Origin of the sequence: Lacisediminihabitans sp. (genome assembly GCF_043726815.1) — a bacterium.
Lineage (GTDB): Bacteria > Actinomycetota > Actinomycetes > Actinomycetales > Microbacteriaceae > Lacisediminihabitans.
Map to the genome: position 1 here is coordinate 54,106 of NZ_JAYSJZ010000001.1, position 20,490 is coordinate 74,595.

General features: G+C 68.9%; 20 protein-coding genes. 6 read left to right on the forward strand and 14 right to left on the reverse strand.

Features of this window, described 5'->3' with window-relative positions:
* Positions 1-14: 14 nt before the first annotated feature.
* Entirely contained in the window at positions 15-191 is a 177-nt protein-coding gene (locus tag ACHZD8_RS00245; protein WP_394768072.1) for a hypothetical protein, read from the reverse strand.
* A 56-nt stretch (positions 192-247) separates the two neighbouring features.
* Here ACHZD8_RS00245 and ACHZD8_RS00250 point away from each other — a divergent pair, with 56 nt between their 5' ends.
* Positions 248-1,165 carry a LysR family transcriptional regulator gene (locus ACHZD8_RS00250; RefSeq protein WP_394768073.1) on the forward strand — a complete coding sequence of 306 codons (918 nt, stop codon included), beginning with the start codon at positions 248-250 and terminating at the stop codon, positions 1,163-1,165.
* A 7-nt stretch (positions 1,166-1,172) separates the two neighbouring features.
* Here ACHZD8_RS00250 and ACHZD8_RS00255 read toward each other — a convergent pair whose 3' ends face one another.
* Together ACHZD8_RS00255 and ACHZD8_RS00260 are read right to left on the reverse strand one after the other, a co-directional pair.
* Entirely contained in the window at positions 1,173-1,853 is a 681-nt protein-coding gene (locus tag ACHZD8_RS00255) for an SDR family NAD(P)-dependent oxidoreductase (protein ID WP_394768074.1), read from the reverse strand.
* A gap of 8 nt (positions 1,854-1,861) precedes the next feature.
* Positions 1,862-2,224, reverse strand: a complete 363-nt coding sequence (locus ACHZD8_RS00260; protein ID WP_394768075.1) for a sec-independent translocase — start codon at positions 2,222-2,224, stop codon at positions 1,862-1,864.
* Between the two features lie 112 nt (positions 2,225-2,336).
* Between ACHZD8_RS00260 and ACHZD8_RS00265 the strand changes: the two genes are divergently transcribed.
* Positions 2,337-2,966 (forward strand): O-methyltransferase, encoded by a 630-nt coding sequence (locus ACHZD8_RS00265; protein ID WP_394768076.1) that lies wholly within the window; start codon positions 2,337-2,339, stop codon positions 2,964-2,966.
* A 66-nt stretch (positions 2,967-3,032) separates the two neighbouring features.
* Here ACHZD8_RS00265 and ACHZD8_RS00270 read toward each other — a convergent pair whose 3' ends face one another.
* From ACHZD8_RS00270 to dapE, 3 genes are all read right to left on the reverse strand, one after another.
* Positions 3,033-3,209: a DUF3117 domain-containing protein gene (locus ACHZD8_RS00270; RefSeq protein ID WP_147782794.1), complete on the reverse strand. Its 177-nt coding sequence runs from the start codon at positions 3,207-3,209 to the stop codon at positions 3,033-3,035.
* Positions 3,210-3,300: 91 nt separating this feature from the next.
* Entirely contained in the window at positions 3,301-4,524 is a 1,224-nt protein-coding gene (locus ACHZD8_RS00275) for a hypothetical protein (RefSeq protein WP_394768077.1), read from the reverse strand.
* Positions 4,509-5,582 carry a succinyl-diaminopimelate desuccinylase gene (dapE, locus tag ACHZD8_RS00280; protein WP_394768090.1) on the reverse strand — a complete coding sequence of 358 codons (1,074 nt, stop codon included), beginning with the start codon at positions 5,580-5,582 and terminating at the stop codon, positions 4,509-4,511. The genes ACHZD8_RS00275 and dapE overlap by 16 nt, the downstream gene beginning before the upstream one ends.
* A 59-nt stretch (positions 5,583-5,641) precedes the next feature.
* On the opposite strand from dapE, the gene dapD reads away from it, so the two are divergent.
* Positions 5,642-6,583 carry a 2,3,4,5-tetrahydropyridine-2,6-dicarboxylate N-succinyltransferase gene (gene dapD / locus ACHZD8_RS00285; RefSeq protein ID WP_394768078.1) on the forward strand — a complete coding sequence of 314 codons (942 nt, stop codon included), beginning with the start codon at positions 5,642-5,644 and terminating at the stop codon, positions 6,581-6,583.
* Between the two features lie 326 nt (positions 6,584-6,909).
* Here the strand turns inward: dapD and ACHZD8_RS00290 are convergent, their stop codons facing one another.
* The 4 genes from ACHZD8_RS00290 to ACHZD8_RS00305 form a co-directional block, all read right to left on the reverse strand.
* Positions 6,910-8,208, reverse strand: coding sequence for a citrate synthase (locus ACHZD8_RS00290; protein ID WP_394768079.1), 1,299 nt, complete (start codon positions 8,206-8,208; stop codon positions 6,910-6,912).
* Between the two features lie 74 nt (positions 8,209-8,282).
* Positions 8,283-9,392 carry a succinyldiaminopimelate transaminase gene (dapC, locus tag ACHZD8_RS00295; protein ID WP_394768080.1) on the reverse strand — a complete coding sequence of 370 codons (1,110 nt, stop codon included), beginning with the start codon at positions 9,390-9,392 and terminating at the stop codon, positions 8,283-8,285.
* A complete protein-coding gene (gene fdxA, locus ACHZD8_RS00300) occupies positions 9,393-9,719 on the reverse strand; it encodes a ferredoxin (RefSeq protein WP_147782789.1) in 327 nt (108 codons plus the stop codon).
* Positions 9,716-10,906 carry a PIG-L family deacetylase gene (locus tag ACHZD8_RS00305; RefSeq protein WP_394768081.1) on the reverse strand — a complete coding sequence of 397 codons (1,191 nt, stop codon included), beginning with the start codon at positions 10,904-10,906 and terminating at the stop codon, positions 9,716-9,718. The genes fdxA and ACHZD8_RS00305 overlap by 4 nt, the downstream gene beginning before the upstream one ends.
* A gap of 90 nt (positions 10,907-10,996) precedes the next feature.
* On the opposite strand from ACHZD8_RS00305, the gene efeU reads away from it, so the two are divergent.
* From efeU to efeB, 3 genes are read left to right on the forward strand one after another with little or no spacing between them, the layout of a single operon-like run.
* Positions 10,997-11,857: an iron uptake transporter permease EfeU gene (gene efeU / locus ACHZD8_RS00310; RefSeq protein ID WP_394768082.1), complete on the forward strand. Its 861-nt coding sequence runs from the start codon at positions 10,997-10,999 to the stop codon at positions 11,855-11,857.
* The gene (gene efeO / locus ACHZD8_RS00315; protein WP_394768083.1) at positions 11,854-13,059 is read left to right on the forward strand and encodes an iron uptake system protein EfeO; all 1,206 of its coding nucleotides are present in this window, start codon (positions 11,854-11,856) and stop codon (positions 13,057-13,059) included. The genes efeU and efeO overlap by 4 nt, the downstream gene beginning before the upstream one ends.
* Positions 13,060-13,070: 11 nt before the next feature.
* Complete coding sequence (gene efeB, locus ACHZD8_RS00320) at positions 13,071-14,315, forward strand: iron uptake transporter deferrochelatase/peroxidase subunit (RefSeq protein WP_394768084.1); 1,245 nt, start codon at positions 13,071-13,073, stop codon at positions 14,313-14,315.
* Between the two features lie 19 nt (positions 14,316-14,334).
* On the opposite strand, the gene ACHZD8_RS00325 is transcribed toward efeB, so the two are convergent.
* From ACHZD8_RS00325 to ACHZD8_RS00340, 4 genes are all read right to left on the reverse strand, one after another.
* On the reverse strand, positions 14,335-14,802 hold the full coding sequence (locus ACHZD8_RS00325) for a hypothetical protein (RefSeq protein ID WP_394768085.1): 468 nt from the start codon (positions 14,800-14,802) through the stop codon (positions 14,335-14,337).
* Positions 14,803-14,852: 50 nt separating this feature from the next.
* The gene (typA, locus tag ACHZD8_RS00330) at positions 14,853-16,772 is read right to left on the reverse strand and encodes a translational GTPase TypA (protein ID WP_394768086.1); all 1,920 of its coding nucleotides are present in this window, start codon (positions 16,770-16,772) and stop codon (positions 14,853-14,855) included.
* Positions 16,773-16,911: 139 nt separating this feature from the next.
* Positions 16,912-18,699: an ABC transporter family substrate-binding protein gene (locus tag ACHZD8_RS00335; protein WP_394768087.1), complete on the reverse strand. Its 1,788-nt coding sequence runs from the start codon at positions 18,697-18,699 to the stop codon at positions 16,912-16,914.
* Positions 18,700-18,758: 59 nt separating this feature from the next.
* Positions 18,759-20,426: an ABC transporter ATP-binding protein gene (locus ACHZD8_RS00340; protein ID WP_394768088.1), complete on the reverse strand. Its 1,668-nt coding sequence runs from the start codon at positions 20,424-20,426 to the stop codon at positions 18,759-18,761.
* Positions 20,427-20,490: the final 64 nt, after the last annotated feature.

Sequence of the window (20,490 nt, forward strand, 5' to 3'; positions counted from 1 at the left end):
CGCGTGGGTGCGGCCTAGTGGCGGCTGGGAACCTGGCGGTAGTCATCACGGACCGTCACGACAATGCTGGCCGCGGCGCCCCACACGGCGATGATGGCGAAGACTGCTGGAACGATGACGCTGGACATGATGACCTCGGTGTACTGAAACGTGCCCCGGATGGGCAGGTTGTGATTGATCTCATTCCACACCCATTGAAGCTGTAGCACAATCAAATAGTTCTTGCATGATTGTGTAGTCTGGCTTAATGGACGTGCGCCGACTCGAACTGCTTCGCGAACTCGCCGAGCGCGGCAGCATCACGGCCGTGGCGCGGGCCACGAACCGCACGGTCTCCGCGGTCTCCCAGCAGCTCAAGGTGCTCGAACGGGAGGCGGGGATCCCGCTCACCGAGCGCAGCGGGCGCGGCATCGTGCTCACCGGGGCGGGGCGGATGCTGGCCCAGACGGCCACGGACGTCGCGATCGCGCTCGAGCGCGCCGACGCCCTCTGGGAGGACTTCAAGCAGGCCCCGCGGGGCGAGGTGACCCTCACCACCTTTCCCACCGGAGGCCAGATGCTGCTGCCGGGACTCCTCACCGCCGTGGCCCAGATCCCGGGACTCGTGCTCATCGCCACCGACCAGGACCCGCTGCACCCGGACTTCGCCGACCTCACCCCCGACTTCGACATCGTGCTCGCCGACTCTCCCGGCATGCTGCCCGCCTGGCGCGAGCGCGGGCTCACGGTGGTCAAGCTCATGGAGGAGCCCCTCGACATCGCCCTGCCCGAGGGGCATCCGCTCGCCGAGAAGGCGAGCCTCTCGGCGCGGGACCTCATGGGCGAGACCTGGATCGGCACGCCCCTCGGGTTCCCATACGACCGCATCCTGCGCCAGCTCGAGGCCGTCACGGGCGTGCCGGCGATCATCGGCCAGCGCTTTCTCGACAACGGCATCGTGGAGGCGATCGTCGCGGCCGGCCACGGCATCGCGATCCTGCCGCGGTTCACCACCCGGGACCACGAGAACGGACTCGTCACCCGGCCGCTCTCCGGGGTGCGCGCGGTGCGCCAGATCTCGGCCCTCCTGCGCCCGGACCGCGCCGAGCGCCCGTCGGTGTGCCTCGTGGTCGAGGCGTTGCGCGACGAGGCCCGGGGAGTGCTCGCCCAGCATCCCGGCCGCTAGCGCCCGCTCAGGAGACGAAGGCCGAGCTCGGCAGGTCCCGCTCGCCGTCGACGATCGCGCGCACGATCCGGGCCGCGACGGCATCCGGATCGAGTCCCGGGGCGAACGCGGGCGCGACGCCGGCGATCGGATGCCCGGCGAGTCCCGTCTCGGTGTGTCCGGGACGGGCATCCAGCACCCGGATGCCGGACCGGCGCAGTTCGCGGGCCGACGCGGCGGCGAGGGCCGCGAGCGCCGCCTTCGACGCGGAGTATGCCGAGAGGCCGGCCGTGGGCGTCTCCGCCACGATCCCGCTCAGCGTCACGATGAACGGCTCGCGGCCGGCCGAGGCCGAGGCGGCGAGGTAGGGAACCGCCTCGCGCACGAGTCTCGCGGGGGCGAGGGCGTTCACCGCGAAGAGGGTCGAGAGGGTGTCGTCGGCGAGCTCGGAGAGTGGACCGAACGCCACGACTCCCGCCGCGATCACGAGCCCGTCGAGACGACCCTTCGCCGAGGCGGCCGCCGCGACGAGGTTAGCCGCGGCGCCCTCCTGGCGCAGGTCGGCCGCAAAGGAGTCGACCCGGGAGTCCGGCAGGCGGGTCGCCCGCAACACCGTGGCCCCGGCATCGGCGAGCAGGATCGAGAGGCGCGACCCGATTCCCCCGCTGGCCCCCACCACCAGCACCACCGCGCCCCGAAGATCCGTCATCGCCGGCCTCAGGTCGCTTCGTTGTCGAACGGGGCCGCTTCGCCCTCGGCGGCCAGTCGCTGGCGCTTGACGTAGGCGGACTCCCCGGCCGGCCGCACGACAGACACCGGTTTCGGGTCGTCGTCGATCAGGGCCTCGCGGATGATGCGGCGCGGGTCGTACTGCCGCGGGTCGAGTTTCTTCCAGTCGACCTCGTCGAACTCCGGGCCCATCTCGTCCCGCAGGCGGTCCTTCGCGCCGTCGGCCATCTGGCGCAGATTGCGCACGAGCCTGGCGAGCTGAGACGCATAGTGCGGAAGGCGCTCCGGACCGAGCACGAAGACGGCGATGACGCCGATCACGAGCAGCTTGTCGAAGGTGAGGCCGAACACTCGTTCAGCTTAACCCCGGCGAGGCGCGCGCGTGACGCGGTCTGACGCGCTGAGCAGGCTAACCCCCGACGGCGCGAGCCTCGCCTACGCTGGGGAGGAACAAGGAGTGCACGTGGCAGACAAAGAGTCGAGCTGGAAATTCGCCGAGGAGATCGTCGTCGAGAGCCCGGCGATCGCCCGGGCCCGCCTCAACTCGATCGAGTTGGGAATCGACCCGGTCAGCCCCGCGATGGGCGCCCAGATCGCCGTCGTCGCCGCGGCCACCGCCGCCACCCGCATCATCGAGATCGGCACCGGGGTCGGGGTGAGCGGGCTCTGGCTGTTCACCGGCGCCCCGCAGGCCACCCTCACGTCGATCGACTTCGAACTCGACTACCAGCAGTCCGCCCGCAAGTCCTTCATCGAGGCAGGCGTCTCGGCCAACCGCATCCGCATGATCGCCGGGCGGGCCCTCGATGTGCTGCCCAGGATGAACGAGCAGTCCTACGACATCGTGCTGGTCGACGCCGACCCGCAGCACGTGATCCAGTACGTCGAACACGGCCTGCGGCTCGTGCGTGCCGGCGGTACCGTCCTCGTGGCGCACGCGCTCTGGCGCGGCCGGGTCGCCGACCCGGCCCAGCGGGACGACACCGTCACCGGCTACCGGTCGCTGCTGGCGACCATTGCCGAGTCTGACGCCGTGATCAGCGCGCTCTCCGCCGTGGGTGACGGACTGCTCCAGATCACCAAACTCGGCTAGCACCCCGCACAAGCGGACGTCGCCGCAGCCAATAGCTGCGGCGACGATGTCCCCTGTGGATCCGAACTAACTGGCCGCGGCGACGACTCCCGCGAGAGCGTCGTGGAGTTCCCTGGCCTCGGCGTCGTTGACTGAAACGACTAGGCGCCCCCCACCTTCGAGCGGCACGCGCACGATGATGAGACGACCCTCCTTAACAGCCTCCATTGGCCCGTCTCCGGTCCTCGGCTTCATGGCTGCCATGAGTGATCCCCTTTCGTGGAATGACTTCTATTATCCCGTACACCGGCGCTATCCACGAAAACGAGCCATTTTCATCGCACTCCGTGTCGCATTAGGGCGGGGTCCAGTCGTAGCCGTTCACCCACCAGCAGGCGTACAGCCAGCCGATCTGCCCGGCGATGCAGAGGGCCACGATCGCCACGCGGTAGACCGGGGATCGCGGCTGCGCCACCGCCCCGAGCAGGGGGAACAGCGGCACCAGCAGCCGGAAGGTGCTCGACTGCGGAAAGAAAACCGCGAGCAGGTACACCGCGTAGCTTGCCGACCAGAATCGCAGGTCGACGCCGAGCCGGCGCACGGGCGGGATGAACAGGAAGACCGCGAAGAGTCCCACCGTGAGGAACAGCAGTGGCACGGCGAACACGCCGATCCCCCACTGCGCTCCCCAGAATTGCGCGCCCTGGACCCAGGCGGCGAAGGGCATGAGCTCGGTGTAGCCGATGTATGGCACCCGCCAGGCCAGCTCGGTGTCGGTGTAGGCGGAGGCGGATCCGGTGACCGCCCACGCCACGAGCGGCCAGGCGAGCCCGACGACAAGGCTGAAGAGCGCGAGAGCGGAGGCGAGGATGCCGTCCGCGAGCGGGAAGGGGTCACGCGCGCGGGTGACGAAGCGATGCACGATGTGCAGGCCGAGGGCGAGGGCGAAGGCGAGGCCGCTCGGCCGGGTGAGGGCCATGACGGCGACCACGGGGAAGAGCAGCCCGTAGCGGCGGCGCACCAGCAGATACAGCGCGACGGCCAGCAGGAAGACGTGCATGGATTCCGCGTAGGCCACCTGAAAGATGGGAGACAGCGGGGCGAAGCAGAAGAGTGTCACGGCGAAGAGCGCGGTGCCGGCGGGCAGGACGAGCCGGAAGAGCCGGTAGACCATCAGCGCCGCGCCGAGGGAGAACGCGACCGAGAGGAACACCGAGACCGGCTCCCACGGCAGGCCGGTGACGGTCATCACGAGGCGGGCGACGGCGGGATAGCCGGGAAGGAAGGCCCACGCGTTCTCGGTCACGTGCCCGTCCGCGCCTCGCGGCAGCACGCTGGGGTACCCGCTCACGGCCACGATGTGGTACCAGACGCTGTCCCACAGCTGCGAGAAGGCGAGCAGGTCCGGGCGGGGACCCGTCCACGGGTTCTTCTCCTGCCAGCTCGCGAAGAGCAGCATCAGCCCGGTCGTGACCACGCGGGAGGCGACCCAGATCGCGAGAATCCGCAGCCACCACGGCGTGAGGCGGTACCTCACGATGACCGGGGTGGGCAGCGCCGGCATCAGGCGGTGAGCCACGCCCGCAGTCCCCGTTCACACTCGGTGATCTGCTCGAGTGCGACGCGCTCGTCGTCCGCGTGCGCCTTGAGGGGGTCCCCCGGCCCGTAGTTGACGGCCGGAATTCCGATGGCCGAGAAGCGGGCGACATCCGTCCAGCCGTACTTGGGGGTGGCCGTGCCGCCGACCGCGGCGAGAAAGTCCCGCGCGAGCGGCGCGTCGAGGCCGGGGCGCGCGCCCTCCGCCAGGTCCACGACGGTGAGGTCGATTCCCGGGAAGAGCTCGCGCAGGTGGTCAACGGCCTCCGCACCCGAGCGGCTCGGCGCGAACCGGTAGTTCACGTGCACCATGCACTCGTCCGGGATGATGTTGCCGGCCACTCCGCCGGAGATCCCGACAGCGTTGAGGCCCTCCCGATAGACCAGGCCCTCCACCTCGACCTCGCGCGGCACGTAGGCGGCGAGCAGGTCGAGGATGGGCGCCGCATCGTGGATGGCGTTGTGGCCGACCCACGCCCGGGCGGAGTGCGCGCGGGTGCCGAACGTGCGCAGCTCCACGCGGAGGTTGCCGTTGCAGCCGCCCTCGACCGTGGAGTTGGTGGGCTCACCGAGGATCGCGAAGTCGCCGGCGAGCAGGTCCGGGCGGTTGTCGGCGAGCCGGCCGAGGCCGTTGAGGTCGGCTGAGACCTCCTCGTGGTCGTACCAGATCCAGGTGATGTCCACGGCGGGGTCGACGAGCTCCACGGCCAGCTTGAGCTGCACGGCCACGCCGGCCTTCATGTCGACCGTGCCGCGCCCCCAGAGGTAGTCGATCCCGTCGATCGTCTCGAACCGCGTGGGCAGGTTGTGGTTCACGGGAACCGTGTCGATGTGGCCGGCGATCACCACCCGCTTGTCCCGCCCCAGGCTGGTGCGGGCGACGATGGCGTCGCCGTCCCTGGTCACCTCGAGGTGGTCGAGCCCCGCGAGGGATGCCACGATCGCGTCGGCGATCGATGCCTCGTTTCCGGACACGGATTCGATGTCGCAGAGTTGTCGTGTGATGTCGATCGACGTTGCGGCGAGGTCGAGCGCGGGCATCGGATCGGCGTCAGGCATGCGCGTCAGTTTATCCGCAGTCGGATCGCTAACCTTGGACCATGACTCAACGAGCAGCCTGGGGCTACGGACTCGCGACCATCGCCGGCGACGGAACGGTGCTCGACACCTGGTTCCCCTCCCCCACTCTCGGAGAGTTGCCGGCCGGGCGCGACCCGTACATCGCCCCCGCCGACCTCGAGGCCCTCACCGGGGCGGACGACCGCCGCAACGTGCGCGTGGACTTCGTCACCGTGCAGATCGATCTCGACACGCCCCCGGCCTCCACGCCGGACGCGTACCTCCGGCTGCACCTGCTCAGCCACCTGCTGGTGCGACCGAACACGATCAACCTCGACGGCATCTTCGGGCAGCTGCCGATCGTCGTGTGGACCAACGCCGGACCGGTGCATCCAAGTGACTTCGACCGGTTGCGCCCGGCGCTCCAGCGCCAGGGAATCGCCGCGACCGGAATCGACAAGTTCCCCCGGCTGCTGGACTACGTCTCCCCCGCCCGCGTGCGCATCGCCGACGCCTCCCGCGTGCGGCTCGGAGCGTACCTCGCCCCCGGCACGACCGTCATGCACGAGGGCTTCGTCAACTTCAACGCCGGCACCCTCGGAACCTCCATGGTCGAGGGACGCGTGTCGCAGGGCGTCGTGATCGGCGACGGCTCCGACATCGGCGGCGGCGCATCCATCATGGGCACCCTGTCGGGTGGCGGCACCCGGCGGGTCGAGGTCGGCGAGCGGGCGCTGCTCGGCGCCAACTCGGGAATCGGCATCTCCATCGGCGACGACACGGTGGTCGAGGCCGGGCTCTACGTGACCGCCGGCACCAAGGTCGTGCTGCTGGGCGCGGATGTCGAACCGCGCGTCGTGAAGGCGGCGGAGCTCTCCGGGGTGGCCGGCCTGCTCTTCCGCCGCAACTCGGTCACCGGCGCGGTCGAGGTGCTCGCCCGCTCCGGCACCGGCATCGAGCTCAACTCGGCGCTGCACACCTAGCCCGGCCCGGTCGCGAGAGCGGGCCGCGGCGCTCGCCGGCGCTCGCTCGCGGCGGGGGTTACGACTTCGCGGCGGGGAAACCGCATCGCGGCGGGGAAATCGCATCGCGGCGGGGGTTACGCCTCCCTCCGCCATGCGGTTTCCCCGCCATGGAGGCACACGACTCCCTCCGCGAGGACGGCAGTCCCTCAAGGACGGCGGCCCGCCGTCAGCCTCACGAGCTGCCCGAACCGGGCCCGTGCCTGCACACGGGGCCAGTACGGACCAACCGGGCCGGCACGCCGACCCGGGATGTCCTCGGACGCCCGGGCTCGGGTCAGCCCCGACTAGCGCGCTGGCCAGTCGCGCGCGGGAGCGCCCGTGTAGAGCTGCTGCGGGCGGCCGATCTTGGTCGCCTTGTCTTCGTTCATCTCGCGCCAGTGCGCGATCCAGCCGGGCAGCCGTCCGATCGCGAACAGCACGGTGAACATCCGCGGCGGGAATCCCATCGCCTTGTAGATCACGCCGGTGTAGAAGTCCACGTTGGGATAGAGCTTGCGCTCGATGAAGTAGTCGTCCGCGAGCGCGACGGCCTCGAGCTCCTTGGCGATGTCGAGCAGGTCATCCTGCACGCCGAGCGCCTTGAGCACCTCGTCAGCGCTCTCCTTCACGAGCTTGGCGCGCGGGTCGAAGTTCTTGTACACGCGATGGCCGAAGCCCATCAGGCGGATGCCGTCTTCCTTGTTCTTCACCCGCTCGACGAACTTCTCCACGCTCTCGCCGCTGGCCTTGATCTCGCCGAGCATCTTGAGCACCGCCTCGTTCGCCCCGCCGTGCAGCGGGCCGTAGAGCGCGTTGATCCCGGCCGAGATGGAGGCGAACATGTTGGCCTCGGTGGATCCGACCAGTCGAACCGTGGACGTGGACGCGTTCTGCTCGTGGTCCTCGTGCAGGATCAGCAGCCGCTCGAGCGCCCGGGAAACGACGGGGTTGACCTCGTACGGCTCGGCCATGTTGCCGAAGTTGAGCTTGAGGACGTTGTCGGTGAAGCTCAGCGAGTTGTCCGGGTAGAGGAACGCCTGGCCGAGGCTCTTCTTGTGCGCGTACGCCGCGATCACCGGCAGCTTGGCCAGCAGCCGGATGGTGGACAGCTCGACCTGCTCCGGGTCGTGCACGCTGAGCGAGTCCTCGTAGAACGTGGAGAGGGCGGAGACGGCGCTCGAGAGCACGGACATCGGATGCGCGTTGTGCGGCAGCGCGTCGAAGAAGCGCCGCAGGTCCTCGTGCAGGAGGGTGTGCCTCCGCACCCGCTCCTCGAAGGCCTCGAGCTCCGACGGCGACGGCAGATTGCCGTAGATGAGCAGCCAGGCCACCTCGAGATAAGTCGAGTTGGCGGCGATGTCCTCGATGCCGTAGCCGCGATAGCGCAGGATGCCCTGGTCGCCGTCGATGTAGGTGATCGCGCTCTTTGTGGCGGCGGTGTTCACGAAGCCCTGGTCGAGGGCCGTGTACCCGGTCTGCCTGGTGAACGACGAGATGTCGATGCTCGACGCGCCGTCAACGCTCCTCAGTATGGGGAAGTCCGCGGTTCCCCCGGGAAAGTGCAGGGTTGCCTTAGCGGCGTTGTCGTTGGCAGCGTCGTTCACGCATACAGCCTAATTGGCCGGGAGGTCGACCGTCGCATCCACCAAGGAATGCGCCTTTTGCTTGGAGGGAACCGCTACTTCGACAGGGCGCCGAGACGCTCGACGGCAGTGCCGATCGCCTCGTCCGTGGCGGTGAGGGCCACGCGAATGTGCTGGGCGTCCGCCTCGCCGTAGAAGGTTCCCGGCACCACGAGGATGCCGAGGTCGGCCAGGTCGGCCACCGTCTGCCAGGCGTCGCCGCCCCTCGTCGCCCAGAGGTAGAGGCCGCCCCGGCTGTCGTCGATGCGATACCCGGCGGCCTCGAGCGCGGCGGAGAGCCTCGCCCGGCGCACGCGATAGCGCTGCTTCTGTTCGTGCACGTGGCCGTCGTCCCCGAGGGCGGTGATCATGGCGGCCTGGATCGGCGCGGGGGGAAGCGTGCCGAGGTGCTTGCGCACCGCGAGGAGCTCGCCGAGGATTCGGCTGCAGCCCGCGACGAATCCGGCCCGGTAGCCGGCCAGGTTGGACTGCTTGCTGAGCGAGTAGACGCACAGCACCGAGCTGCGGTCGCCGTGGATCACGGCAGGGTCGAGGATGCTCGGTGTCGCGCGGTCGGCGAATTCGTCGTCCCAGCCGAGTTCGGCGTAGCACTCGTCGCTCGCGATCACCGCTCCGAGTTCCCGCGCCCGGGCGACGGCCGCCGCGAGCTCCTCGATGCCGAGAACGCGCCCGTTGGGGTTGCCGGGGCTGTTCACCCAGACGAGCCTCGTGCTCTCCGGCCAGTCCGCCGGGTCATCGCTCGAGAAGACGGTCGCGCCGGCGAGGGCCGCGCCCACGGCGTAGGTCGGGTAGGCCAGGGTCGGCTGCACGACGACGTCGCCCTCGCCGAGACCGAGCCAGAGCGGCAGGCCGGCGATGAACTCCTTCGAGCCGATGGTCGGCAGCACATTCGCCACCGTGAGGTCGTCGACGCCTCGGCGACGAGCGAACCACTCGACGATCGCCTCGCGCAGCGCCGGGGTCCCCGCTGTGAGCGGATAGGCGTGGGCGTCGGTCGCGGCGGCGAGCGACTCGCGGATGAGCGCGGGCGTCGGATCCACCGGCGACCCCACCGAGAGGTCGACGATTCCGCCGGGATGCGCGCGCGCCCTCTCGGCGAACGGTTCGAGCGAGTCCCAAGGGTAGTCGGGAAGCCGGAGCGGCACTCAGACCCCGACGGCCTGGGGCGGGAGGGCGGAGACGATCGGGTGGTCCTTGTGAATCACGCCGACCTTGGCCGCTCCGCCGGGCGAGCCGACCTCGTCGAAGAACTCGACGTTGGCCTTGTAGTACTCGGCCCACTGCTCGGGGACGTCGTCCTCGTAGTAGATGGCCTCGACGGGACACACCGGTTCGCACGCGCCGCAGTCCACGCACTCGTCGGGGTGGATGTACAGCATCCTGTCGCCCTCGTAGATGCAGTCCACGGGACACTCGTCGATGCACGCACGGTCTTTCACATCCACGCACGGGAGGGCAATGACGTATGTCACGGTGAGGGCGTTCCCTTCGGTTCGGGCCTGACTGCAATCTTATCGCGGCGAAAGGTGCCGACCGACGGCCAGGCCAGCACCGCGAGGGCGATCACGGCCGGGCCGTAGGTGAGCAGGTAGCCCGCGAGATTCGCGGGCACGAGGATGGAGCCGCCGCTTCCGGTGAGGGAGAGCAGCCCGATCACCGCGAGCTGGCCGAACGCCGCGATTCCGGCCACGAGCCGGCCGCCGAACACGAGCCGGAGGCCCACGAGGAGGGCCGCCGTGATCACCAGGGTGGCGATGATGCCGATGCCGATGGTGAGGCCGCCCACAGACACGGTGGCCTGGTGATTGACCGTGGAGATGCCGCCCACCGCGGCCCCGACGATCAGGGCGATGATCCAGGCGAAGAGGTGGATGCCGAAGCCCTGGTCCTTCCAGGCCACGGTGCCCGGCTGGTCGGGGTGAACGATCGCGTAGGACTCCTCGGCGGCGATCGGGTGGCTCGGACCACTGGAGAGCGAGTACCGGTCGCCCTCCACCGTGATCTGGCTGCGGTGAGCGCGCAGCGCCGCCGCCTTCTGGGTGAGCGCGTCGCTCACGTCGACACGTACCGTCGCGGCCGCCCCGTCGGGCTGGATGGCGAAGAACGGCACCCCCATGACCTCGGCGGCCCGACGAGCGGCCTCGTGCGCGCGCACGTGGTCGGGATGCCCGTAGCCGCCTCGAGAGTCGTAGCTGACCACCGCGGTCGGCTGCACGGCGTCGATCACGGTCGCGAGGTCGGCGGCGACCTCGCCGAACGGCGCGGCGCAGAGGGAGTCGTCGGCGATCGTCTCGGCCGGCTCCGCACCATCGGCCCCCCAGCGCATGCCCGAATCGGTATAGATCCGGGGAGGCAGGTCCACCCAGCGCGCACCCGCGGCGCCGAGGTAGCGGTGATCGGTGACGCCGAGCACGGCGAGGGCCGAAGCGAGCTCGGTCGAACGGTGGGCCGCGAGTTCCGCCGGCTCCCCCTCGAGGTGCCGCAGGTCGGCCGGGATCACCTCCCCGCGCTCCCCGCGCGTGCAGGTGACGACGGTCACCGCCGACCCCCGCTTCACGAGGGTCGCGATGGTGCCGCCGGTGGAGAGGGATTCGTCGTCGGGATGCGCGTGGACGAAGAGCACACGCTCGGGCACCGACTCGCTGAGGTTTTGCTGCACATTGCACAGGATAGGCCGCAACGTCTAGAGTCGATCGAGTAAGGTAAGCCTTACCAACCTTGCCCACGCCCGACTCTCAGAAACGAACCAGTGCTCGCTAACTTCCTGATCGGCCTGCGCGAAGGCCTCGAGGCGGCCCTCGTGGTCGGCATCCTCATCGCCTACGTGATCAAGATCCGGCGCAATGATGTGCTGCCCCGGATCTGGCTCGGCGTGGGGCTCGCGGTGCTGCTGTCGCTGGTGATCGGCGCCGTCCTCACCTTTGGTGCATACGGGCTGAGCTTCGAGGCCCAGGAGACCATCGGCGGAGTGCTGTCCATCGTCGCCACCGGTTTCGTCACCTGGATGATCTTCTGGATGCTCAAGACGGCGAGAAGCCTGAGCGGACACCTCAAGGCGGATGTCGACAGGAACCTCGCCGGCGCCGGCTGGGGGCTCGTGCTCGTCGCGTTCCTCGCCGTGGGACGCGAGGGGATCGAGACCGCGCTGTTCATCTGGGCCGCCGTGCAGGCCACCGGCGCCACGACCCTTCCCCTGGTCGGGGCCGCCCTGGGCATCGCCCTGGCCGTCGTGCTCGGCTACCTCATCTACCGCGGCGTCGTGCGCATCAACCTGGCGAAGTTCTTCACATACACCGGCCTCTTCCTCATCGTGGTCGCGGCCGGGGTGCTCTCCTACGGGGTGCACGACCTGCAGGAGGCCGGCATCCTGCCCGGCCTCAACGCCCTCGCCTTCGACGTGAGCGCCGCGATTCCGCCGAGCAGCTGGTACGGCACGCTCCTCAAGGGCACCGTCAACTTCTCCCCGGCCACCACCTGGCTCGAGGCCATCGTCTGGGTGCTCTACGTCGTGCCGGTACTCACGGCCTTCATCCTCTCGAACCGCCGCGCCCGGCCCGGCACCACCGCAACCCCCGGCAGCGCCAAGCTCGCCACCGAAGGAGTTCGATGATCTCGCGCAGCGCCCGTTTCGGCCGCGTGGCCCTCACCATCGCGGCGGGATCGGCGGCACTGCTCGCGCTCTCGGCCTGCGTGGCGAACACCGCGACCACGGCCGGCGCCACGTCGATCGCCGTCGAGAGCACCGCCACGACCTGCCAGGTGTCGAAGTCGACGGCGCCGAGCGGCACCGTCGAGTTCACCGTCACCAACTCGGCCGACAAAGCCACTGAGTTCTACCTGCTCGCCGCCGACGGCAAGCGCATCGTGGGCGAGGTGGAGAACGTGGCCCCGGGCGCTCCGCGCCAGCTCACCGTGAAGCTCGAGCCGGGAAAGTACTTCACCAGCTGCAAGCCCGGCATGAACGGCGCGGGCGTCGGCAAGGCCGAGTTCACCGTGACCTCGTCGTCCGCGAGCATCCAGCGCACCGGCGACGAGAAGACCATGGCGCAGGCGGCGGCCGCCGAGTACGTGTCATACGTGCGAGACCAGGTCTCCCGGCTCGTGCCGGCGACCACCGCGTTCCTCGACGCCTACCGTGCGGGGGACGACGCCACCGCGCGTTCGCTCTACGCCTCCACGCGAGCGTATTACGAGCGCATCGAACCGGTCGCCGAGTCGTTCGGCGACCTCGACCCGGAGATCGACTTCCGCGAGGCCGACGTCGCGGAGGGCGACACCTGGACCGGCTGGCACCGCATCGAGAAGGACCTCTGGCCGCCGGCGGTCGCCGACAACGGCGGCACGACGTACACGGCCCTCACCGCCGACGAGCGAGCGAGCTTCGCCGCGAAGCTCGAGAGGGACACGGCCGAGCTCTGGTCGGCCGTCAATGCCTCCGGCTACAGCCTCACCGCGGATGCGATCAGCAACGGGGCCATCGGGCTGCTCGACGAGGTGGCGACCGGCAAGATCACCGGCGAGGAGGAGATCTGGTCGCACACCGACCTCTCCGACTTCCAGGCCAACCTCGAGGGAGCCCGCGTGGCCTACGAGGGAGTCCGCACCATCGTGGTGGCGAAGAACGCTTCCCTCGCCACGCGCATCGACGGCCAGTTCGACTCGCTCGAGAAGCAGCTCGCCGCCTACGGCTCCCTGTCGACCGGCTTCACGCCGTACGACGAGCTCACGAAGGCGCAGGTGAAGTCCCTCGCCGACGGAGTCAACGCGCTGAGCGAGCCGCTCTCGCGTCTCACCTCCGTCGTCGTCGGCTGATCGACCCCAGGATGACGGCGGAAGGCGGTCTGTCCCGCCGCGGCCTGCTCGGCCTCGCGGGCGCCGGCGTGGTGGGCGCGGGCGCTGGCTTCGCCATCGACCGTTTCGTGATCCCCTCCGCAACGACCGGGTCTGCGCCCTCCACGACCTACCCCTTCTACGGCGAGCACCAGGCCGGCATCACCACGGCCGCTCAGGACCGTCTGCACTTCGCCGCCTACGACGTTTCGGACATCTCTCGCGCGGAGCTGGTATCGCTGCTGAAGGACTGGTCTGCAGCCGCCGCCCGGATGACCGCGGGGAAGCCCGTCGGCGACGGGGCGATCGACGGCCCGTACGACGCACCGCCGGACGACACGGGAGAGGCGCTGGACCTGCCGCCCGCCGGACTCACGATCACCTTCGGTTTCGGTCCGTCCCTCTTCGACAGCCGGTTCGGCCTCGCGGCCAAGCGCCCGGCGGCGCTGATCGACCTCCCGCACTTCCCTGGCGACGCCCTGATCGACGAACTCGTGGGCGGTGACCTCTGCATCCAGGCCTGCAGCGACGACCCCCAGGTGGCGGTGCACGCCATCCGCAACCTCTCGAGGATCGCGTTCGGGCGGGCATCCATCCGCTGGTCGCAGCTCGGCTTCGGACGCACCTCGTCCACGACCAGGGCGCAGGTGACCCCGCGCAACCTCTTCGGCTTCAAGGACGGCACGGCGAACGTCAAGGCGGAGGACACCGCCCAGGTCACCGACCACGTCTGGGTTCCGAGCGGCGATTCCGCCGATTGGATGATCGGCGGCTCCTACCTCGTGTCCCGCAAGATCCGCATGACCATCGAGACCTGGGACCGCACCGCCCTGCGCGAGCAGGAGCGCGTGATCGGGCGCTCCAAGGGCGAGGGGGCGCCGCTGAGCGGCGGATCGGAGTTCACCGAGCCGGACTTCGCCAAGAAGGTGCACGGTGCGGCCGCGATCGACGCCGGGGCCCACGTGCGTCTCTCCCACCCGAAACAGAACGACGGCGCGCTGCTGCTGCGCCGGGGCTACAACTTCGTCGACGGCAACGACGACCTCGGTCGGCTCAACGCCGGCCTGTTCTTCATCGCCTTCCAGCGGGATCCGCGCACTCAGTTCGTGCCGATCCAGCTCCGCCTCGCCAAGAACGACCAGATGAACGAGTACATCCGCCACGTGGGCTCCGGCATCTTCGCCGTGCCGCCCGGCGCGGCCAGCGGCGCCTACGTCGGCCAGACCCTGTTCGGTTAGACCCTCTTCGGGGACTGAGCTACTTGTTCTTGTTCTTGTCCTTGACCGTCGACACCGTGTAGTTGGCGACCCAGCCGTTCTTGCCGTGCTTGGTCACGGCGGCGATCACCCCGAACTTGTCGCTCGCGAACACCCCGGTGCCGCCGTCGGCCGTGCTGCCCTGCACCGCGGCATCGGACGTGAAGCCGGCGTCGGTGAGCTGCTTGGCGATGTCGTCGAACGACGAGGCGCCGTCGACCTTGATGGTGAGGTTCCACACCTTGCCGTCGCTGTCGCCGACGGAGAGCCCGTAGAGAACCTCGCCCTTGGCGATCGGCACCTCGGACGGGAAGTCCTTGGGGATCTCCTTGCCGCCGAGGTCGACCTTGCCGCCGGTGGCGTTGTGCACGAGGTTCTGGATCGAACACCCCGTGAGCATGGCCGGACCGGCGAGCACGGCGAGACCGATGGCCAGAGGGACGGTTAAACGCCGGACGGAGCTCTTCATGCGGCCAAGCTTAGGGCCGCACGAAGAACTCCGACAGTGTGGGGCGCGGGTTACGCGTTCTGCTTCTTGAGGCGCGAGGTCTTGCGCTGGCGGGCGCTCGCGTCGAGCTCCACCTTGCGGATGCGCACGAACTCGGGCGTCACCTCCACGCACTCGTCCTCGCGGGCGAACTCGAGGCACTCCTCGAGCGTCAGCTTGCGCGACGGCGTCATGCGCTCGAAGGTGTCCGAGGTGGACTGGCGCATGTTGGTGAGCTGCTTTTCCTTGGTGATGTTGACGTCCATGTCGTCCGCACGCGAGTTCTCGCCGACGACCATGCCTTCGTACACCTCCTGGGTGGGCTCCACGAAGAACGACATGCGCTCCTGCAGGGCCACCATGGCGAACGGAGTCGCGACTCCGGCGCGGTCGGCAACGATCGACCCGTTGACGCGGGTGACGATCTCGCCCGCCCATGGCTCGTAGCCGTGCGACACGGCGTTCGCGATGCCGGCACCGCGGGTGATGGTGAGGAATTCGGTGCGGAACCCGATGAGGCCACGCGACGGAACGATGAACTCCATGCGAACCCAGCCGGTGCCGTGGTTCGACATGCCGTCCATGCGGCCCTTGCGCGCGGCGAGGAGCTGCGTGATGGCGCCGAGGTACTCCTCCGGGGAGTCGATCGTGAGGTGCTCGTACGGCTCGTGGATCTTGCCGCCGACCTGCTTCACGACCACCTGCGGCTTGCCGACGGTGAGCTCGAAGCCCTCGCGACGCATCTGCTCGACGAGGATGGCGAGGGCGAGTTCTCCACGGCCCTGCACCTCCCAGGCGTCCGGGCGTCCGATGTCGACGAGCTTGATGGAGACGTTACCGACGAGTTCGCGGTCGAGGCGGTCCTTCACCATGCGGGCGGTGAGCTTGTGGCCCTTGACCTTGCCGATCATCGGGCTGGTGTTGGTGCCGATCGTCATCGAGATGGCCGGGTCGTCGACCGTGATGGTCGGCAGCGGGCGCACGTCGTTGGGGTCGGCGAGGGTCTCACCGATGGTGATGTCCTCGAAGCCGGCGACGGCGACGATGTCGCCCGGTCCGGCCGACTCGGTCGGGAAGCGGTCGAGAGCCTTGGTGATGAGCAGCTCGGTGACCTTCACGTTGTGAACGGATCCGTCGTGCTTGACCCAGGCCACGGTCTGGCCCTTCTTGATGGTGCCGTTGAAGACACGCAGCAGGGCGAGGCGGCCGAGGAACGGTGAGGCGTCGAGGTTGGTGACGTGGGCCTGCAGGGGGTGCTGGTCGTCGTAGCTCGGGGCCGGGATGTGCTTGAGGATCGCGTCGAACAGCGGCTCGAGGTCGTCGTTGTCCGGCAGCGTGCCGTTCTCGGGCTTGTTCCAGCTCGCGGCGCCGTTGCGGCCGGAGGCGTAGACGACCGGCACGTCGAGGATCGCGTCGAGGTCGAGGTCCGGGAAGTCGTCCGCCATGTCGCTGGCGAGGCCGAGCAGCAGGTCCTGGCTCTCCGCCACGACCTCGTCGATGCGGGCATCCGGTCGGTCCGTCTTGTTGACGAGCAGGATCACGGGGAGCTTCGCCTCGAGCGCCTTGCGCAGCACGAAGCGGGTCTGCGGCAGCGGGCCCTCGCTCGCGTCGACGAGAAGCACGACGCCGTCGACCATGCTGAGGCCGCGCTCGACCTCGCCGCCGAAGTCGGCGTGGCCCGGGGTGTCGATCACGTTGATGGTGATCGGACCGCCGTCGCCGTTGTCGCCCGCGTGGATGCCGGAGTACGACACCGCGGTGTTTTTGGCGAGAATCGTGATTCCCTTTTCGCGCTCGAGGTCGTTCGAGTCCATGGCGCGCTCTTCGAGGTGCGCGTGCGCCGCGAAGGAGTTGGTCTGGCGAAGCATGGCGTCCACGAGCGTGGTCTTGCCATGGTCGACGTGCGCCACAATTGCGACGTTGCGCAGGTCATTACGGGTGGCAATAGCCATGGGTGTACTTCCTTTAAAGTGATCTGGCTTGAGGGAGTTCTGGCGTGAGAACGTGGAAGGCCAGGAGAAAGGCGTTGCGGCAGGATCACGACAGTGGTGCCCTGCGCCGTCCAGTCTACCTCGGCAAGCCCGTCAGGCCCTATTTGGCTGATTTAACCGGCGCCCAGGCCCAGATATTCCAAAGCAGGTTGGGGGCGAGCGGCGACGGCGCGATTCCGGTGACCCGATCGTTGAAGGCGGTCAGCGAGGGAAACTGGTAGAGCGGCACTCCGTAGGCGTCCGCCCAGACGAGCGAGTCGATCTTGTGCAGGGTGGCGATCTGCGCCGTGCGGTCGAAGGTGGAGTCAAGGGAGTCGATGAGGCCGTCGACCTGTTTGTTCGCGTAGAAGTTGGAGTTGTCGATCGTCGAGTCCGACCGGAACGACGCGGCGACCGCGGAGACGGCGAGGCTCGACGGTCGCAGCGCGTAGAGCGAGGCGTCGTACGCCCCCGGGGTGCCGAGCAGCTGGCGCCAGTCGGTGCTCGAGCAGTCGGTGACCGTGAATCCGGCCAGGGCGGCGGACTTCTGGATGAGACCGAACTCGGCGACGCGACGCGGGTTCGACGGGTCGAACAGCACGCAGACCTCGGGCGAGGCCACCCCGGCGGCGGCGAGGATTGCCCTGGCGCCCGCGATGTCCACCCTCGCGTACTCGCGGGAGCCGTTGCTCTTCACGGCGGACTGGTAGCCCGTCGACCCGGGCAGGAACACGTGGGAGGAGCGCAGCTGGGCATCCTCCTGCACCGGCACGACGAGGGAGTCGAGGATCTGCTGCCGCGGCACCGTCTTGAGGAAGGCGCGGCGAACCGCCCGGTTGGCGAACGTGCCGTTCTTGCCGTGGTCGAACTGCAGGTCCAGGTGCTCGTATGCACCGTCGAATCCGCTCAGGATCGTGGCGTTGTCCACCGAGACGAGTTGCTTCACCACGTCCTCGGTCGGTTGCGGAGACACCACGTCCAGTTCCCCGCGCCGGAACGCCTCGACCGCGGCAAGCGGATCGGCGATGTCGCGGATCGTGACCCGCTCCACCTTGGGGTGGTGCTCGCCGGTGTACCGGGGGTTCGCGGTGAGCGTGACGTGGTCTCCCGGCACGACGTCGGTGACCGTGTAGGGGCCGGTGCCGACCAGCAGGTACTTGTCCGGTTTCGCGGCGGAGAAGTTGAAGCCGGTGTCCCAGAAGCGTGCGATCTTCGCCAGCTCGGGAGCGTCATCCGTCTGGATGGCGGCGACCATCGCCTTCTTGGCCGCGTCGTCGTCGCGGATGCCGAGGGCCTTCCCCGCCACGACGTGCGCCGGAACGCCGACCCCGAAGACCAGTTCCCAGTCCACGAAGAACTTGTCGTAGCTGAGGGTGAGCGAGCGTCCGCCGTCGCCGATCACCGGGGTCCTGGTCACGAGCTGCAGGCCGTTGCCGCTGAAGCCGTCGAAGTGCACGACCGATGGCGGGAACGGCCGGGAGTACTCCCCGGTCTCCCGGTCGATGTAGGCGGAGTCGTCGAAGCCCTTCGTGTTGAGCGCGCCGGAGTTCGCCGCCCAGGAGAGCAGCATGTCCGCCGCATCCACCGGCACTCCGTCCGACCAGGTCACCCCCGGCGCGATCGTGTACTTGACTGTCAGCGGGTCCCGGGAGACGACCCGGTACGACCCGAAGGAAGTGTCCCGCACGAGCTTGGGGGTCTTGTCGTAGTAGTTGAACTGGGAGTTCGTCGCCGAGGCGACGGTCGTGTTGGCCGCGGTGTTGCCGTACGACGTCTTCGGGTTCGCGGAGCTGAACGACTGGCTGGACGCGATCCTGATCGTGGTTCCGCTGACCACCGTGCTGCTGCAGCCGGCGAGCACGAGCGCCACGATCAGGGCGACGACCGTCGCGAAAGATCGTGGTCTCACTGCATCATTCCGTTCGCGGCGCACCCTCCATGCTAGGCATGGAGGGCGGCCCGGAACGACTAGGACGCCGCCCGCTGCTCCCGGCGAAGCTTCTGGGCCGCGGGGTCCGGCAGCGGAACCGCGGCGATCAGGCGCTGCGTGTACGCCTCCTGCGGGTTGCGCAGGATTTCTTCCTTGTTGCCCTGTTCCACGATCTTTCCGTGGTTCATCACGACGATGCGGTCGGCGAGGAGGTCGACGACCGCGAGGTCGTGGCTCACGAAGAGGCAGGCGAACTGGAGCCTCGACTGGATCTCCTGCAGCAGCTCGAGCACGCGCGCCTGCACGGACACGTCGAGAGCGGAGGTCGGCTCGTCGGCGACGAGGAGCTTGGGGCTGAGGGCCAGGGCCCTGGCGATGCCGATGCGCTGGCGCTGTCCGCCCGAGAGCTCGTGCGGGTAGCGGTTGCGGAAGCTCTGCGGCAGCTCCACCTGTTCGAGCAGCTCCTCCACCCGGGTGTTGATCTGCTTCTTGTCGAAGAGCCCGGACAGCAGCAGCGGTTCGCCGATGCTCTCCCCCACCGGGAATCGCGGGTTGAGCGAGGAGCCGGGATCCTGGAACACGATGCCGAGGCTGCGACGCACGGCGCGCAGCTCCTTGGTGCTCGCGCCGGCGATGTTCTGCCCGACCACGGTCAGCGTGCCGGCCGAGACCGGAACCAGGCCGACCGCCGCACGGGCGATCGTGGTCTTTCCGGATCCGGATTCGCCCACGAGGCCGACGATCTCGCCGGGGTAGATCGAGAACGACGCCCCCTCGACGGCGGTGAACGCGGGCACCCGGCCGCGCTTGGGATAGACGACGCTCACGTTGTCGAGCACCAGCGCCGGCTTCTCGGTGCGGGTCGCTTCCTCGACGGCGACCGCCTCGCCGGTGCCGAGGTGGGGCACCGCGGCGAGCAGCTCCTTCGTGTACGGGTGCTGGGCGTGGTTGAAGATCTCGTCGACGGTGCCGCGCTCGACGATCTCGCCGTAGCGCATCACGATGACGTTGTCCGCGAGGTCGGCCACGACTCCCATGTCGTGGGTGATGATCACGATCGCGCTGTTGAGGCGCGTGTGCAGGTGCCGCAGCAGGTCGAGGATCTCGGCCTGGATCGTCACGTCGAGCGCCGTGGTCGGCTCGTCGGCGATGAGCATGTCCGGGTCGCAGGAGATCGACTGCGCGATCATGGCCCGCTGGCGCTGTCCGCCGGACAGCTGGTGAGGGTAGGAGTCGAACGCCTTCTGCGGGTCGGGCATCTCGACGAGCTCGAGAAGCTCGAGGGCGCGCACCTTCGCCTCCGCCGGGGTCAGCGGGAAGTGGATGCGCAGGGCCTCCATGATCTGGAAGCCGATGCGGTAGACCGGGTTGAGCGCCGTCATGGGCTCCTGGAAGATGACGGCGATGTCCTTTCCGCGCACCTGGCGCAGCTTGGCCGTCGTCGCCCCGATGAGCTCCTCGCCGTTGAGGCGGGCGCTGCCCGTCGCGCGCCCGTTGGCCGGGAGCAGGCCGAGCAGGGACATCGAGCTGACGCTCTTGCCGGATCCGGACTCGCCGACGATGGCCAGCACCTCTCCGGGGCGAACGACGTAGTCGAGGTTCTTGGCGGCGGGAATCCATTCGCCTCCGACCCAGAATTCCACTCCGAGCTTGCTGACCTCGAGGATCGGAGCGTTCGAGTCACGGGTGTTCGTCTTGGGATTCATTTCTGCTTTCCACCTGCAATTCTGCCGAGTGCTCTTCGTGACGTCCGCGCTCCCCATGGGAGCA

Excerpts from the sequence above, each read along its gene's own strand:
- ACHZD8_RS00270 (WP_147782794.1), bottom strand. The coding sequence starts at position 3,209 with ATGGCAGCCATGAAGCCGAGGACCGGAGACGGGCCAATGGAGGCTGTT.
- ACHZD8_RS00255 (WP_394768074.1), bottom strand. The coding sequence starts at position 1,853 with ATGACGGATCTTCGGGGCGCGGTGGTGCTGGTGGTGGGGGCCAGCGGG.
- typA (WP_394768086.1), bottom strand. The coding sequence starts at position 16,772 with ATGGCTATTGCCACCCGTAATGACCTGCGCAACGTCGCAATTGTGGCG.
- ACHZD8_RS00325 (WP_394768085.1), bottom strand. The coding sequence starts at position 14,802 with ATGAAGAGCTCCGTCCGGCGTTTAACCGTCCCTCTGGCCATCGGTCTC.
- ACHZD8_RS00250 (WP_394768073.1), top strand. The coding sequence starts at position 248 with ATGGACGTGCGCCGACTCGAACTGCTTCGCGAACTCGCCGAGCGCGGC.
- dapD (WP_394768078.1), top strand. The coding sequence starts at position 5,642 with ATGACTCAACGAGCAGCCTGGGGCTACGGACTCGCGACCATCGCCGGC.
- efeO (WP_394768083.1), top strand. The coding sequence starts at position 11,854 with ATGATCTCGCGCAGCGCCCGTTTCGGCCGCGTGGCCCTCACCATCGCG.
- dapE (WP_394768090.1), bottom strand. The coding sequence starts at position 5,582 with ATGCCCGCGCTCGACCTCGCCGCAACGTCGATCGACATCACACGACAA.
- ACHZD8_RS00340 (WP_394768088.1), bottom strand. The coding sequence starts at position 20,426 with ATGAATCCCAAGACGAACACCCGTGACTCGAACGCTCCGATCCTCGAG.
- efeB (WP_394768084.1), top strand. The coding sequence starts at position 13,071 with ATGACGGCGGAAGGCGGTCTGTCCCGCCGCGGCCTGCTCGGCCTCGCG.